This is a genomic window from Kangiella profundi (genome assembly GCF_002838765.1).
In the GTDB taxonomy this organism is placed as follows: Bacteria; Pseudomonadota; Gammaproteobacteria; order Enterobacterales; family Kangiellaceae; genus Kangiella; species Kangiella profundi.
Genome location: NZ_CP025120.1, coordinates 653,165 through 669,353 on the forward strand (window position 1 = coordinate 653,165; position 16,189 = coordinate 669,353).

A 16,189-nucleotide genomic window follows, 5' to 3' on the forward strand; every position below is an offset into this window, starting at 1 on the left:
CTTGTCCGTACAATGAGGAAGTACAATCTAACTCAGAATATAAACTATGACCTATAAAGTTGCTTTAACAGGTGGTATTGCCAGCGGTAAGACTGCTGTCAGTGATATGTTCGCCGAACTAGGGGTTACGGTCATTGATGCAGATGTTATTGCACGCGAGGTAGTGGCGAAAGATTCTCAGGCGTTGCAGGCTATTGTCGAACATTTCGGAGAAGAAGTTCTAACCGACACTGGCGAGCTGGATCGCCAAAAGCTACGCAATGCAGTGTTTTCTAATGAGCAGGATAGGTTGTGGCTTAATAACCTGCTCCACCCTCTTATTCGAAATGAGATGAAGCGACGCCTGGAGCTTACTGATTCAGTATATTCCATCAGTGTCATTCCGTTGCTTTACGAAAGCGGCCAATCAAAGGACTATGACAGGGTTTTAGTTGTAGATTGCGCTGAGGAAGTCCAGCTTGAACGCTTAATGGCTCGCGATCATTCTACCAGCCAACAGGCTCAGTCTATTTTGGACAAGCAGGCAACACGTCAGCAACGCTTATCCATTGCTGATGATGTAGTTGTTAATGACTCAGATTTGCATTCCCTCAAGCAAAGCGTTATAACGCTTGATAAACAATACAGGCAATTAGCAAGGAATTAGGCATTGATGCCCGAAGCTGCCAGTTATATCTTGTATGAGCATCCGCTCAATGAGCAGATACGCACTTATCTGCGCCTGGAAAACCTTTTTAATATTCAGCAAGAACTCCAGTCCATAGATTCGGTGGCTTCGCATATTGCTGCTTTGCATAATCTATGGGAAATTCTGGACTGTCTTGACCGTGGAGATTTAAAGGCTGAGTTGTTGAAAGAGCTTGAGCAGCAGAAGAACCACTTTAAGCAGCTTGAGGCCAGTCCTTATATTGACGACGTTAAGTTGAAGCGTTTTTTAGAGCAGCTGCAACAACTCTATTTATGGGTGGCAAATTATCAGGGAAAGTTTGGGGCAACATTACGTCAGGATCGTTTTATCGATTTGATCAAACACAGAATTCGTATTCCTGGTGCATCTTGTAGTTTTGATCTTCCCGAATTACATCAGTTTTTACAACAGCCAGTTAATTATCGCCAACAGAAATTTAATGAGTGGTTTGAGCACTTTGATGGCCTGAATAAGTGCCTTAAAGTTTTGCTCAGATTGTATCGAGAAAATGGTCAGTTTATTGATGCTGAAACTGTTAACGGCTCTTATCAGCACAACTTTGATAAAAAACAGAACCCTCATTTAATTCGAGTAAAACTTCCCATCGCAACTAGTGTTTATCCAGAAATCAGTGGTTCAAAATACTGCTTTACTGTTCGATTTATCCAGCCTGGAGAGAGTGAGCAGAGGGTATTATCGGATGATACCAGCTTTCAGGTTGCAATTTGTTAGGTTAGAGCCCTTAGTAAGGTATGTCTTCGCCGGGGTAAACAACATGATATAAATAACGCATTCTGTTTTTTCTTTTGATACTATTAATCAGAATGGATTTAATAAGGTTTCAATATGGCTCTTTTATCTCTCATCATTGCATTGTTGTTTGAACGTTATTTCCATACTGGCTCAAGCGAAGAGCGAGAGAAGTTCAGTAATGCTGGCTGGTTTGTTTCATATCAGAAACGACTGGCTGACTCATTTGGTGAGCAGTCCTGGTTTAAGGGCTGGCTGGCTGAAGCCATTCTCATACTCCTTCCGGTGCTACTAATATTTCTGTTGTTTGAATCTCTTGAGGATGGATTTCTATCCTCTCTATTTAGCGTAGCCTTAGCGGTAGTCATCCTGGTTCATTGTCTTGGCCCGGAGTCACCAAGAAAGTCATTACGTGGCTATTTTTCTGACATTGCTAACGATGATGAGCAGGGTGCTTATGAGCATGCCGCAAATTTTGCAGGAAAAGAAGCCGATGACTGGGAGCAAACCCAGCGTATGGTAAGCGAAGCTATTTTCACTGAAACTCAGCGTCGCTATGCTGCTGTGGTAATCTGGTTTGTATTGCTAGGCCCTGCTGGAGCACTTCTGTATCGTCTTTTAGATTGGTATCTGGCAAACAACCCTGAAGGAGCTTTATCAGCACCGTTAAAGACCGTGATGGACTGGGTAGCAGGCAGAATTTCTGCTTTGGCCTATCTTCTTGCAGGCGACATGGCATCGGGAGTTTCTAGAATTAAGAAGCAATTCTTCAATCTTAATGTCGGTGGTATGGAGTTAATAGAAGCTACCGGAGTCGCAGCCATTGGACCAGTTCTAGACTGTGAAACTGAGCAAAAACAAAAGGTTGCAGAAAACCTTTGTGCCCTTAAGCTAACAGAGCGAACCGGGGTTATTCTATTTGCCTTTGTGGCAGTTATGTCATTATTAGGGTGGACCTTTTTCTAAATAATTAACTAAGGTTAACTATTTTTACTGGTTTGACCTAACTCATAGAACCGTTAAAAACGGTTGTCAAAAGTATCTTTTTCATTAGATTTTGTCTATGATGGGGACTTTGCGAATTTTAGTAAAGTTGCTTAACATCTGTTAAATAATGTTGGTAGCTATCTTGTAATAGACCACTGGCACTGAAATGACTTACAGGCAATCAGTGCAAGGCCAATAGAAAGGCAAGAATATGACACAAGATCAAAATAACGAAGCGGTACAACAAGACGTTGACCCGGTTGAAACTCAGGAGTGGCTTGATGCCCTTGACGCTGTTATGGCAGAAGAGGGAGTTGAACGTGCTCACTACTTGTTAGAGAAATTGGTAGCTAAAGCTCGTCGTGCTGGTGCAAACCTACCGTTCGATCTAACAACTGCTTATCTAAATACTATTCCTCCATCACAAGAAGCGCATATGCCCGGCGATCAGGAAATGGAGCGTCGTTTGCGTGCCATCATCCGATGGAATGCTATTGCCATTGTGTTGCAGGCTTCGAAGAAAGATCTGGAGCTGGGTGGTCACTTATCGAGTTTTGCTTCTAGTGCTACTTTGTACGACGTTGGTTTTAACCACTTTTTCCATGGCGCTACCGAAGAGCATGGTGGTGATTTGATTTATTACCAAGGGCATTGCTCGCCAGGAATTTATGCGCGCGCTTTCCTTGAAGGACGATTAAGTAAAGAGCAATTGGCCAATTTCCGTCAGGAGGTTGATGGTAAGGGGCTATCTTCATATCCGCACCCATGGTTAATGCCCGAGTTCTGGCAGTTCCCAACTGTTTCTATGGGGCTGGGACCCATTCAGGCGATTTATCAGGCTCGCTTCTTGAAGTATCTTGAAGATCGTGGCTTGGCTAAAACCAAAGGTCGTAAGGTATGGGCTTTCCTGGGTGATGGTGAAATGGATGAACCTGAGTCAATGGGGGCCATAAGCTTGGCTGGTCGCGAAAAGCTGGATAACCTGATTTTTGTGGTTAACTGTAACTTGCAACGTCTCGACGGCCCGGTTCGTGGTAATGGCAAAATCATTCAGGAACTGGAAGGTGAGTTCCGTGGTGCAGGTTGGAACGTATTGAAAGTGATCTGGGGACGTTATTGGGATCCATTAATCGCTCGTGACACCGAAGGTCGTCTGTTAAAAGTAATGAACGAAACCGTTGATGGTGAATATCAGAACTGTAAAGCCAAAGGCGGTGCTTATACGCGTGAACATTTCTTCGGTAAAGATCCTAAATTACTGGAAATGGTTGCCAACATGTCCGATGAAGATATCTGGCGCTTAAACCGTGGTGGACATGATCCGCATAAGGTCTATGCTGCTTATCACCGTGCGGTGAATACTGAGGGTCAACCAACCGTTATTCTTGCTAAGACCGTTAAAGGTTATGGCATGGGCTCTTCGGGTGAAGGCAAAAACATTTCTCACCAGGTTAAGAAAATGAACCTGGAAGCGTTGAAACATTTCCGTGACCGTTTCAATGTGCCGATTCCAGATGACAAGTTAGAAGAAGTTCCTTTATACCATCCTGGCGAAGACAGTGATGAAATTAAATATTTGCGTGAGCGTCGCGAAAAGCTGGGTGGTTATTTACCTGCGCGTCGCCCTCAATCTGACAGCCTGGATATCCCAGCGCTCTCTGCTTTCGAGCCATTACTGAAAGCGACTGGAGATCGTGAGATTTCTACCACTATGGCATTTGTTCGAGCTTTGAATATCTTATTAAAAGATAAAGGCCTGAAAGAGCGAATCGTGCCAATCATTCCTGATGAAGCTCGAACCTTTGGTATGGAAGGTTTGTTCCGTCAGATCGGAATTTACTCTTCTTCAGGCCAGCTTTATGAGCCTGTAGACTCTGATCAGATTATGTATTATCGCGAAGATAAGAAAGGTCAGATTCTGGAAGAAGGTATCAACGAAGCAGGCGCCATGTCTTCCTGGATGGCGGCAGCAACCAGTTACTCAAGCAATAACTTGCCGATGATACCTTTCTACGTCTACTACTCCATGTTCGGCTTCCAGCGCATCGGCGATTTGGCCTGGGCGGCTGGTGATATGCAGGCACGTGGATTCCTGATTGGTGCAACTTCTGGCCGCACAACCCTTAATGGTGAAGGTTTACAGCACCAGGATGGCCACAGCCACATGATTTCGGCGACCATTCCAAACTGTATCAGCTATGACCCAACCTATGCTCACGAAGTGGCAGTCATTATTCGTGAAGGTTTGCGTCGTATGTATCGCGATCAGGAAAATGTTTTCTATTACATCACGACTCTAAATGAAAATTACCCGCATCCTGATATGCCTGAAGGTTCCGAAGAGGGCATCATCAAGGGTATGTATCTGTTGCATGACAACAAGTCTCGCAAGAAAGCCCCACGTGTTCAGTTGATGGGCTCAGGCGCAATTTTGCGTGAAGTTGAGTATGCCGCAGAGTTGTTGGAAAAAGACTTTGGTGTTCTTTCTGATGTCTGGTCAGTAACCAGTTTCACTGAGTTGCGTCGCGAAGGCCTGGCTGTTGAGCGTGAAAACATGCTTAATCCAACCAAGAAACCTAAGCAGTCCTATGTTGAGCAGTGCCTGGCTAAGCAGAAAGGCCCTGTTATTGCGGCAACTGATTACATGAAGTCGTACGCCGATCAAATTCGTAACTTTGTACCACAGCGTTATACGGTACTGGGTACCGATGGTTTTGGCCGTTCAGACAGTCGTGAAAACTTACGCCGTTTCTTTGAAGTGGATCGTTACTATATCGTATTGGCTGCGCTTAAAACTTTGGCTGACGAGGGTGAGATTGATGTTAAGGAAGTCACCAAGGCCATCAAGCGTTACAACATCGATACTGATAAAGCCGATCCGGCAACCCTTTAACTGGAGGAATAATCGTGGCAGATATTACACAAGTAAAAGTCCCCGATATTGGTGATGCCAGTGGGGTTGATGTTATTGAAGTTTTGGTCAATGTCGGTGATACCATCGATGTTGAAGACAGCCTGATCGTTCTGGAGACTGACAAAGCGACAATGGAAGTACCATCCAGCCATGCCGGTGTGGTTAAATCCATAGAGGTTAAAGTTGGCGATAAAGTGTCTGAGGGTGATGTCATTTTATCTGTGGAAGCGACAGAAAATGCTTCATCTTCTGATGACTCTGAACAGTCAAAAGAAGAGGCCACTAAAGACGAGTCCAGCAAAGAAGAAAGCGATAAGACTCAGCAAAAACAATCAGCTGATGATGCTTCCGAGCAAGGGGCAGATGACAGCGATGAGGTTGAGGAAAAAGAAGAGCCTTTAATCGTTCCTGACATTGGTGATTCCAGTGATGTGGACGTGATCGAGGTAACCGTACAGGCCGGTGACTCTGTTGAGAAAGATGATAGTTTGATTGTTCTGGAAACCGAAAAGGCGACCATGGAAGTGCCTTCACCTTCTGCCGGAACCATTGTTTCCATGAGCGTGAAAGTTGGCGATAAAGTCAGCCAAGGTGACCAAATTGGAGTCATTAAGACGACTGCTACCCAATCGACTAAGCCTAAAAAGCAGCAACCAGCTGATGAGTCAAAGCCTTCTCAGGAAGCTCCAAAGCAGGCTGATACGCCTAAGCCGGCTCCTGTTTCTGATTATCCAGTACAGGCTCCTAAAGAAGGTAAGTTAGTACACGCTAGCCCTGCAGTTCGCCGTTTGGCTCGTGAGTTTGGTGCCGATTTGTCAAAGGTTAAAGGAACAGGGCCCAAGTCTCGAATCATGAAAGAAGACGTTCAATCTTACATTAAGTTTGAACTGTCTCGTCCTAAAGCAACCGCTAGCTCTGGTGCTGTTGGAACACCTGATTTGCCAGAAATAGATTTCTCTAAATTTGGTGAGGTTGAGCAAAAGCCACTTAGTAGAATTCAGAAAATCAGTAGCGTGAACTTGCACCGCAACTGGACCATGATTCCTCATGTGACTCAGCATGAAGATGCTGACATTACTGATTTGGATGCTTTCCGTAAGAGCATGAAAGATGAGGCCGCCAAAGAGGGGGTACGTTTAACTCCACTGGCTTTTATCATGAAAGCATTGGTAGCGAGTTTGAAAGCGTTCCCAACCTTTAATGCTTCCCTGGCTAATGATGGCGAAAACCTGATCTTGAAAAAGTACTACAACATCGGTGTTGCGGTTGATACGCCGGATGGCCTGGTAGTTCCAGTGATTCGTGATGTTGATAAAAAATCGGTTTACGAGTTGGCAAAAGAGCTGGGTGAAGTCTCTGAAAAAGCACGCGACAAGAAGCTTGGCGCGGCAGATATGCAAGGTAGCTGCTTTACCATCTCTTCACTGGGTGGTATTGGCGGAACTTCCTTTACGCCGATTGTGAACTGGCCTGATGTTGCCATTCTTGGTCTATCGCGAAATCAGATGAAGCCAGTCTGGAATGGTAAGGAATTTGAGCCTCGCATGATGTTACCGATGTCCTTGTCATATGATCATCGCGTGATTGATGGCGCTGTAGCAGCTCGATTTATAGTCCATTTAAGCAAAATGCTGGGTGATATTAGAAGAGTCATTCTGTAACGACCTGAAAACGACTAATTGATTGATGATTTTTCGGCCAGTTCAGGTAAAATACGCCACTCTTTTGGAGTGGCCAATACAATTTAGTTAATTTGTGAGCCAAAAGCTCCGAATTCAGATACAAAAAAGAGGATCCCATGAGTAATTTACACGCTCAAGTCGTAGTTTTAGGTAGTGGCCCAGGGGGCTACAACGCTGCATTCCGTGCTGCAGATTTAGGCATGGACGTAATCTTGATTGAAAAATACGCCACATTGGGCGGTGTTTGCTTAAACGTTGGCTGTATTCCTTCTAAAGCATTGCTTCACACTGCAAAAGTTATCGATGAAGCGGAAGAAATGTCAGCTCATGGCGTTAGCTTCGGTAAGCCAAAGCTTGATATCGATAAAATCCGTGATTACAAAGATGGTGTTATCAAGCAATTGACTGGCGGTTTGGCGGGCATGGCTAAAGGCCGTAAAGTTAAAGTCGTTCAGGGTTATGGTAAATTCACCGGCGCCAACGAAATCGAAGTTGAGCACGAAGGTGAAAAGCAAAAGGTTACTTTTGATAACGCTATCATCGCAGCGGGTTCTCGCGTGGTTCAATTACCATTCCTTCCAGAAGACGACCGTATCGTTGACTCAACTGGAGCTCTAGAACTTCGTCAGGTTCCGAAGCATATGTTGGTTATCGGTGGTGGTATCATCGGTCTTGAAATGGCAACTGTTTACCGTGCATTAGGCGCTAAAATTTCTGTTGTTGAAATGGCCGATCAATTGGTTCCAGCAGCAGACAAAGACGTGGTTAAAGTTCTTGAGAAATACGTTTCTAACAAATATGACAACATCATGTTAGAAACCAGCGTGACCAAAGTAGAAGCTAAGAAAGATGGCTTATACGTTACTTTCGAAGGTAAAAACGCTCCTGAGAAACCACAAAAATTCGACATGATTCTATCTGCAGTAGGTCGTCGTCCTAATGGCGATCTGATTGATGCCGACAAAGCTGGCGTCAAAGTGAGCGATCGTGGCTTCATCGAAGTAGACAAGCAAATGCGTACCAACGTTCCTCACATCTATGCTATCGGTGACATCGTTGGTCAGCCTATGCTAGCGCACAAAGCAACTGCTGAATCACACGTTGCAGCCGAAGTGATTGCTGGTAAAAAACACTACTTTGATCCATTAACAATCCCATCAGTTGCATACACAGACCCTGAATTGGCATGGGTAGGTCTAACTGAGAAAGAAGCTAAAGAGCAGGGTATTGACTATGGCGTGGGTAAATTCCCATGGGCAGCATCAGGCCGTGCGATTGGCGTAAACCGTAAAGAAGGCTTCACCAAGTTGTTATTCGATAAGAAGAACAATCGCATCATAGGTGGTGCTATCGTCGGTGTTAATGCTGGTGAGCTAATTGCAGAAGTGGGTCTAGCCATTGAAATGGGTTGTGATGCAGAAGATATCGGTTTGACGATCCATGCGCATCCAACACTTTCTGAGTCTGTGACTTTTGCAGCTGAAGTTTATGAGGGGGTTTGTACTGATCTTCCTCCGCAGCGCAAGAAAAAGTAAGAAAGCGCATTTTTTGTCCTGAGTATTGTTATAAACCTTTTCATCATCGGTCATTCACTCTATGTGAACTCCCTCTTCGAAAAGGTTTATGCCACGCTCAGAACTAAAAATTCATCTTTCTTAAGTTGACTAGAAAAGCTTCCTCCGGGAAGCTTTTTTGTTTCCGGCTATATGGTGCTTCCTCGCTCTAAGCAAAAAATCCTAATTTATTGTTTATTAAAGGCTTCCGTCAGGAGGCCTTTTTTATATCGGTTATTCACTCCATGTGAACTCCCACTTCGAAAAGGTTTATGCCTCGCTCAGAACAAAAAATTCGGCTTTCTTAAGTTGATTAAAAAAAGCTCCCTTCGGGAAGCTTTTTTTGGGGGGATGGGTTAGGTAGAGCAGCTGGCCGATACTTTAAGTGAAGAACCTTACTCAGCCACAGGAACCACTTTCCTTCCAGAAAGTGCCGTTATCATTGAGCCTATTACTACGAGTAAAGCCCCTGCAATGCTGAAAATGTTGATGGGCTCAGAGAGCAGAGTTTCTGGGTAGAAGTACTCTAGCACTTTCATACTGCCAATAGTCACCAAGGGTGTGATAGCTAAAATTGCACTGACCCGCGAGGCCTCCCAGTGAGCCAGAGCTTCAGCAAAGGCACCATAAGCAACTAAAGTATTTAGACAGCAGAATATTAGTAGCCACCAGCCTAATGTGTCGAGCTCCAAGACTTGCCCCGGTGATGACCAAGGGCTTAGTAACGGTACGCAAGCCAGATAAATCATGAACATCACCTGGTCTGAGCGATAATTGTTAAGCAGTTGCTTTTGTGCCAATGCATAGGCTGCCCAGACAATGGCAGCGAGAAACATCCAGCCTAAACCTACTGCATAATCACCTGTAATTTGATCAAATATTTCTTCGAAGCGAAGATTAAAAAATAGAATAAGTCCTATTACAAAACAGGCAAAACCAAACCACTGTTGCTTGTTGAAAGATTCTTTGAAAATCAGCAACCCGCCTAACAGCATAAACATGGGTGCAGTCTGGATCATGACCTGAGCGCTACTTGGAGTAATCAGATTGACGCCAAACAGGTAAAACACATAATTCAGGCATAAACCAACGACTGAAATGACCATCAACCATAAAATATTCCCTTTCAGCAATTTTATATTGGGTGATTTTCTTTTATATATCAGAAAGATAAAAAGAATTGCGGCAGCGCTGAAAAAGCGATACCAGGTCACTGTAACCGCGTCCATTTGGTCGAGTAAGGTTTTTAATGCGATAGGCAGCAGACCCCAGAGCAGGGCAGTAGTTAAGGACAGCAATAAGCCAAGTTGCCAACGACCGGAAACTGTATGCATGGTTTACCCGAATTGTGCGACAAAGTTCGGATTATGCAGTATTAAATCTCTACTGACCAGTAGCTTTTATGCATAGTTTTTATACTTATCCAACACTAGCACGGAGTGCGGATTGAATGTTTGGTTTGGAGTAATTATGATGCTGATTCGTAAAAAATAAGTGACGCTTATGAAAAGTAAAAAATTAACCCATCTGATTTCAATTATTTCACTGCTGACAGGTAGCTTCTTAACGATGACAACAGCACAGGCGAACGATAAAGACTTAGGTTTAACCGTTGAGCGGATTTATGCGGATCCTTCTCTGGATGGGCCTGAATTACGTAAAGTTAAATTATCACCAGATGGCAAGCGGGTGACTTTCCTGAAGGGTAAGGCCGAGGAGCAGGAACGCCTCGATTTATGGGAATACAATCTGGCTGATGGTGAGTCCAGATTGCTGGTTGATTCCAATGACCTTAGTCCAGGTGAGGAGCAATTGTCCGATGAAGAAAAAGCGCGTCGTGAACGTATGCGTTTATTTGCCAAAGGTATCATTGATTATTATTGGGGCGATAACAGCCAAACCTTATTGTTCCCATTAGCTGGCGATATCTTTGTCTATGACTTAAGCAAGGATCCTAAAAAAGCAACTAAACAGCTTACCGATACCGAAGCATACGAAACAGATATTAAATTATCGCCTGATGGCAAGTTCGTATCTTTTATTCGCGATCAGGATATTTTTAAGGTTGAAATAACGACTGGCAAAGAAACTCAGCTGACATTTGATGGTGAGGGTACGATTAAAAACGGTATGGCGGAGTTTGTGGCGCAGGAGGAAATGGGTCGCCTAACCGGTTACTGGTGGTCGCCAGACAGCAAAAAAATTGCCTATCTGCAGGTTGATGAGTCTCCAGTCAATATCGAAAAGCGTTATGAAATTAATGCCGAAGATTTTACTGTGTTTGAACAACGCTACCCAAGTACTGGCACAGATAATGTGTTAATCAAGCTGGCTGTGCTCGATTTGGAAACCGGCAAAACACAGTGGATTGATACCGGTAAAAAAACCGACATATATATTCCTAGGGTGCGATGGTTAGCCGATTCTTCTAAAGTTTCTTACCAGTGGCAGAGCCGCGATCAGAAAACCTTAGAACTACGTTTTGCAAATATAAAAAGCGGCGAATCAGAAACTGTTTTAACCGAAAGGTCTGATACTTGGATCAACTTAACCAAAGACTTACGTTTCCTGAAAAAGCAGGATGCCTTTATCTGGACCTCTGAGCGTAGCGGTTTCAGGCATTTATATTTATATGATCTAAAAGGAAACCTTATCCGTCAGCTAACCAATGGCGATTGGGTCATTGATAAAGTGTATGGTGTTGATGAAGAGTTGGGTGTTGTTTACTTCGATGCTAACAAAGAGAGTCCGCTGCAGCAGGACCTCTACGCAGTTTCATTAAATAAACCAGAAGAGCCCAAAAAAATAACTGAAAAAGCGGGTGTCCATGAAGTGACCTTTGCTAAAAACATGCAGATCTTTGTGGATTATTTTTCTTCGGTTTCTCAACCAAAACAGGTTAGCTTGCGCAATGCTGACGGTAGCTTGATTACTTGGTTGGAAGAAAATAGTTTAGACAAGAATCACCCTTACTATTCTTATTATCAAAAAGCATCTAAGCCAGAGTTCGGTACGATTCAAGCCGAAGACGGGCAGGAGATGTATTATAGACTTTATAAACCTGTACCGTTCGATAGCAGTAAGCAATATCCAGTTATTGTCGATGTTTACGGTGGTCCTCATGCGCAACGGGTGCGCAATCAGTGGGGCGCTCGCAACACCTATTGGCATCACCTGATGGCAAGTAAAGGCTTTATCATTTTCTCTCTCGATAACCGTGGTTCCTGGAATCGTGGTAAACAGTTTGAAGATCCTATCTATAAAAAACTTGGCGACGTTGAAGTAAAAGATCAGGTTGCTGGTGTAGAGTTTTTGAAAAGCCTGCCTTATGTTGACGAAGAAAAAATTGGCCTGTTTGGTTGGAGCTATGGTGGTTACATGACCATCATGAGCATGTTCAAAGAGCCGGATATTTTTAAAGTGGGAGTATCGGTAGCTCCGGTAACTGACTGGTATCTGTATGACACTCATTACACCGAGCGTTATTTGGCTCACCCTGATTCGAATGAAAAAGGTTATGAAGCGAGTAATGTGTTCCCTTACCTCGATGGCTTGGAGGGTGATTTGATGATCATGCACGGAATGGCAGATGACAATGTCTTATTCACCAATAGCACTAAGTTATTCAAAGCATTGCAGGATGCCAACAAACCTTTTGATATGATGAATTATCCAGGCAGCAAGCATTCAATTTGGGGACAGAAAACACGAACCCATGTGTTTAATACCATCACTCAGTATTTTGAGGAAAACCTCAAATAAGTCACTTGGGTCAATGATAAAAATGAAGCGGCTATCCGAAAGGATGCCGCTTTTTTATTGATAGATGTTTTCTATTTTGAAGAGTCGACTCTTGCAAAGCATGCCTCATCAATATTAGGCTTAAAAAATACCAACCTTAAGGAAACCACAATGATCAAGTTCATTTCAGTTCTATCATCTGTTGTTCTATTCTCATTAAGCACACAAGCGGCTGACGTTCCAGAAGGGTTCAAAATAGAGCTCTACGCCGATAATGTGGATGGTGCGCGGCAGATGGCTTTGTCTGACACTGGCATCGTTTACACTGGTTCTCGTAAGCCCGGCAAAGTACATGCCATGATCGATAAAGATAATGATTTTAAAGTGGATGAAGTTGTACTAATTGCCGATGGTTTATATTTACCCAGTGGCGTTGCTTATAAAGATGGCGATCTCTATGTCGCAGAAGTCGATAAAATTTTACGTTTCAAAGATATCGATAAGAACTACGACAAAAAGCCTGAGCCTGAAGTTGTATTCGATAAACTTCCGAGCGAAAGTCATCACGGATGGAAGTACATTAAGTTTGGTCCTGATGGACATCTTTATATCCCAATTGGCGTTCCCTGCAATATCTGTAATGAAGACGATGAGCGATTCGGCACCATCGGTCGTTTGAATATTGAAACCAAAGAGTTTGAGCTGATTGCTACCGGTGTACGTAATAGTGTTGGTTTTGACTGGCACCCTGAAACCAAAGAGCTGTGGTTTACCGATAATGGTCGTGACTGGATGGGGGATGATTTACCGCCCTGTGAGCTAAACCGAGTTACCGAAGATGGTCAGTTTTTTGGATTTCCTTATGTGCACGGCAAAGATGTCATGGATCCTGAATTCGGAGATCAGCTTGGAGATCGTGAGTACCGTAAACCTGAATGGGAATATCAGGCCCATGTAGCGCCATTAGGAATGCTTTTCTATACAGGTGATATGTTTCCTGATGAATATAAAAACACGCCTTTGGTAACCCTGCATGGCTCTTGGAACCGCAGCACTAAAGTCGGTTACAAAGTGGTGCATATGCCATTAGAGGGTAATAAGGTTTTATCCGAAGATGACTTTGTGACTGGTTGGCTAAAGGGCGATGAAGTATTGGGGCGTCCAAATGACATTATCATGTTGCCGGATGGCTCGATTCTGATTTCTGATGATGGTTTTAGCAAAGTATATCGAGTGTCGTACCAGAAGGGTGAGTAATTTTTAATATTCGTTTCTGACGTGAGGTTTTGTTCCAGTTATAGATGTACATGGTCGGAGTGTTTTCGCTTTTCAGCGAGTACCTTTTCTTTGCTTGTCCAAAGAAAAGGTACCAAAAGAAACGACACCCCGATATTGAGGCCACGCTTCGCGTGGCTTCCTGCGCCACTCCCAAAATACTTTACGCAGGGTCTGCCCCCTTGGGTACCAGAATTTACATCACATCCTTGTGCTGAAAATTCTTATCAAAATCATCCACGATTTTGATTGCTATATTTCGTACGTGTCTTAGCTCAATATAAGGGGATATTGGTGCTAACCATTAGCTATTGCTCTTATAATGAAAAGTGGAAATCAAGATAAGTTAATAAGCACAAAAAAGCCGACTATGAAGTCGGCTTTTTGTTCTCATAATAAGAGAAGTGGTAATGATGATTACCAGATTTTGACGCGCTCTTCTGGTTTCAAGTACATCTTGTCACCAGGTTTAACGTCAAATGCCTCGTGGAACTCAGGCATGTTCATCACTGTACCATTTGCACGGAACTCGCTAGGCGAGTGTGGGTCGGTATCGATACGCTTACGTAGCTCTTCATCACGATACTTACGACGCCATACCTGTGCCCATCCGTAGAATACACGCTGATCACCAGTCATACCGTCGATTACTGGTGCTGGCTCACCATTTTTAGAAATCTGGTAGGCTTTATAAGCAATCGTTAAACCGCCCAGGTCACCGATGTTCTCACCTTGAGTGAATTCGCCATTAACATGAACGCCATCTAGCACTGTGAAGTCGCTATATTGTGCAACTAGCTTATCTGTACGCTTGGTAAACTCTTCAAGATCGGCTTCTGTCCACCAGTTACGGAGTTTGCCGTCGCCGTCGTATTGTGAACCTGAGTCATCGAAACCATGGCCCATTTCGTGGCCGATGACAGCACCGATACCACCATAGTTCACTGCATCGTCAGCTTCCATGTTAAAGAATGGAGGTTGAAGAATTGCTGCCGGGAAGACGATTTCATTCATCACAGGGTTGTAGTAGGCATTAACAGTCTGAGGTGTCATGAACCATTCAGAGCGGTCAATAGGTTGACCTAACTTTTCACGGTTACGCTTAACTTCAACCATGGTTGCACGCTTCATGTTACCGAATAAGTCGTCTGCTTTAATTTCTAGTGCAGAGTAGTCTTTCCACTTATCAGGGTAGCCAATTTTTGGTGTGAACTTGGCCAATTTATCAAGCGCCTGCTTCTTGGTCTCCTCACCCATCCAGTCTAGCTCTTTAATACCTTGAGCATAGGCTGTACGTAGGTTTTCAACCAACTCTTTCATGCGCTCTTTGGCTTCTGGCTTGAAGTGCTTTTCAACATAAATCTTGCCAACCACTTCGCCTAAAGTTCCGTTGATGACATTAACTGCACGTTTCCAACGAGGCTCTTGCTCTTCAACGCCACTAAGTACGCCTTGATTGAAGCGGAAGCTCTCTTCAGCAATCGCTTTATTCAGGAAACGAGCTGCATCGCTGATGAGATGCCATTGGTAATAAGTTTTCCAGTCATCGATAGAGATTTCTTTGAGCATGTCGTTTACCGCTGCAAAGTAGTCAGGCTGACCAACGATGACATTATCAATGCCTTCCAGCATTGCAGTTTTGCTCCAGCGATCCCAGTCAAGATTAGGAATCGTATTTTGTAACTCTTCAAAGCTCATTTTGTTATAACGAGCTACAGGATTACGAAGCTTTTCTTTTGGCCAGTGCTTTTCTGCGATTTGCATTTCAATTTCCATCACAGTGTTGGCCTTTTCTGCGCCATTTTCTACGCCAGCAAGCTCAAACATTTTAGCCATATGCTCAACGTATTTCTGACGAATTTCTTCGCTTTTTTCGTCTTCTTTTAAGTAGAAGTCACGACTTGGAAGGCCTAAGCCGTTCTGGCTCATTTGCGTGATATATGTATCAGGCTCTTTAGCATCGATATAAACGTAAGTACTGAACGGTGCTTCGCTGATCATTTGTGCATATGCAATGTACTCAGACAAGTCTGAAAGATCTTTGATAGCAGCGATTTTTTCGAGTTCTGGTTGAAGTGGTTTTGTACCAAGCTCTTCCAATAACTCTTCATTCATGTAGCTTTGATAAAGGTCGCCGACTTTCTGTGCATCAGAGCCCTGCTCAGCATTGCTGTTAGCCGCTTCTTCAATAATGGCATTAACATCTTCACGAGCCTGCTCCGCCAACATGGTGAAGGCACCATAGTTTGATTTATCAGCTGGGATTTCAAATTCATTCAACCACTTGCCATTTACATGACGGAACAAATCATCCTGAGGACGCACTGAGGTATCGAAATGAGATTTATCAATTCCTGATACAAGTTTTTGTTCTGCCTGTGTAGCGGTAGTAGAAGTTTGTTCGGCAACTTCTTGCTTAGCTGTTTCTTGGCTGGCTTTTTGTTCTTCCGTGCCGGAATTACAAGCCGCTAACACAGCCAAACATACGGAGCTAATGAGTAGTTTTTTCATTGGGACACCTTTGTTTGAGACTAATATTTAAAGACTTTAAATAAATCTATTTTTAGGCGCATTGAGCGCTAATTAGAGAATTTCGCAC

At 43.7% G+C, this 16,189-nt stretch carries 10 protein-coding genes; 8 read left to right on the top strand and 2 right to left on the bottom strand.

The features are described from left to right. Nucleotides 1-46: 46 nt before the first annotated feature. The 6 genes from coaE (at nucleotide 47) to lpdA (ending at nucleotide 8,556) form a co-directional block, all read left to right on the top strand. Entirely contained in the window at nucleotides 47-646 is a 600-nt protein-coding gene (coaE, locus tag CW740_RS03235) for a dephospho-CoA kinase (RefSeq protein WP_106646179.1), read from the top strand. A gap of 6 nt (nucleotides 647-652) precedes the next feature. Further along, a complete protein-coding gene (gene zapD, locus CW740_RS03240; protein ID WP_106646180.1) occupies nucleotides 653-1,420 on the top strand; it encodes a cell division protein ZapD in 768 nt (255 codons plus the stop codon). Between the two features lie 114 nt (nucleotides 1,421-1,534). Beyond that, complete coding sequence (gene ampE / locus CW740_RS03245; RefSeq protein ID WP_106646181.1) at nucleotides 1,535-2,404, top strand: regulatory signaling modulator protein AmpE; 870 nt, start codon at nucleotides 1,535-1,537, stop codon at nucleotides 2,402-2,404. A gap of 232 nt (nucleotides 2,405-2,636) precedes the next feature. Next, nucleotides 2,637-5,318 carry a pyruvate dehydrogenase (acetyl-transferring), homodimeric type gene (aceE, locus tag CW740_RS03250; RefSeq protein ID WP_106646182.1) on the top strand — a complete coding sequence of 894 codons (2,682 nt, stop codon included), beginning with the start codon at nucleotides 2,637-2,639 and terminating at the stop codon, nucleotides 5,316-5,318. Nucleotides 5,319-5,332: 14 nt separating this feature from the next. After that, nucleotides 5,333-7,000 (top strand): dihydrolipoyllysine-residue acetyltransferase, encoded by a 1,668-nt coding sequence (aceF, locus tag CW740_RS03255; RefSeq protein ID WP_106646183.1) that lies wholly within the window; start codon nucleotides 5,333-5,335, stop codon nucleotides 6,998-7,000. Nucleotides 7,001-7,137: 137 nt separating this feature from the next. Continuing rightward, entirely contained in the window at nucleotides 7,138-8,556 is a 1,419-nt protein-coding gene (gene lpdA, locus CW740_RS03260; RefSeq protein WP_106646184.1) for a dihydrolipoyl dehydrogenase, read from the top strand. Nucleotides 8,557-8,969: 413 nt separating this feature from the next. Here the strand turns inward: lpdA and CW740_RS03265 are convergent, their stop codons facing one another. Then, on the bottom strand, nucleotides 8,970-9,908 hold the full coding sequence (locus CW740_RS03265; protein ID WP_106646185.1) for a DMT family transporter: 939 nt from the start codon (nucleotides 9,906-9,908) through the stop codon (nucleotides 8,970-8,972). A gap of 169 nt (nucleotides 9,909-10,077) precedes the next feature. On the opposite strand from CW740_RS03265, the gene CW740_RS03270 reads away from it, so the two are divergent. Both CW740_RS03270 and CW740_RS03275 read left to right on the top strand, forming a co-directional pair. Then, nucleotides 10,078-12,336, top strand: a complete 2,259-nt coding sequence (locus tag CW740_RS03270; RefSeq protein WP_106646186.1) for a S9 family peptidase — start codon at nucleotides 10,078-10,080, stop codon at nucleotides 12,334-12,336. A 150-nt stretch (nucleotides 12,337-12,486) separates the two neighbouring features. Continuing rightward, nucleotides 12,487-13,572, top strand: a complete 1,086-nt coding sequence (locus CW740_RS03275) for a PQQ-dependent sugar dehydrogenase (protein ID WP_106646187.1) — start codon at nucleotides 12,487-12,489, stop codon at nucleotides 13,570-13,572. 435 nt (nucleotides 13,573-14,007) lie between these two features. On the opposite strand, the gene CW740_RS03280 is transcribed toward CW740_RS03275, so the two are convergent. Further along, the gene (locus CW740_RS03280) at nucleotides 14,008-16,101 is read right to left on the bottom strand and encodes a M13 family metallopeptidase (RefSeq protein ID WP_106646188.1); all 2,094 of its coding nucleotides are present in this window, start codon (nucleotides 16,099-16,101) and stop codon (nucleotides 14,008-14,010) included. Between the last annotated feature and the right edge of the window lie 88 nt (nucleotides 16,102-16,189).

Coding starts and splice junctions, on each gene's coding strand:
- coaE (WP_106646179.1), top strand. CDS start 47: ATGACCTATAAAGTTGCTTTAACAGGTGGTATTGCCAGCGGTAAGACT.
- zapD (WP_106646180.1), top strand. CDS start 653: ATGCCCGAAGCTGCCAGTTATATCTTGTATGAGCATCCGCTCAATGAG.
- ampE (WP_106646181.1), top strand. CDS start 1,535: ATGGCTCTTTTATCTCTCATCATTGCATTGTTGTTTGAACGTTATTTC.
- aceE (WP_106646182.1), top strand. CDS start 2,637: ATGACACAAGATCAAAATAACGAAGCGGTACAACAAGACGTTGACCCG.
- lpdA (WP_106646184.1), top strand. CDS start 7,138: ATGAGTAATTTACACGCTCAAGTCGTAGTTTTAGGTAGTGGCCCAGGG.
- CW740_RS03265 (WP_106646185.1), bottom strand. CDS start 9,908: ATGCATACAGTTTCCGGTCGTTGGCAACTTGGCTTATTGCTGTCCTTA.
- CW740_RS03270 (WP_106646186.1), top strand. CDS start 10,078: ATGAAAAGTAAAAAATTAACCCATCTGATTTCAATTATTTCACTGCTG.
- CW740_RS03275 (WP_106646187.1), top strand. CDS start 12,487: ATGATCAAGTTCATTTCAGTTCTATCATCTGTTGTTCTATTCTCATTA.
- CW740_RS03280 (WP_106646188.1), bottom strand. CDS start 16,101: ATGAAAAAACTACTCATTAGCTCCGTATGTTTGGCTGTGTTAGCGGCT.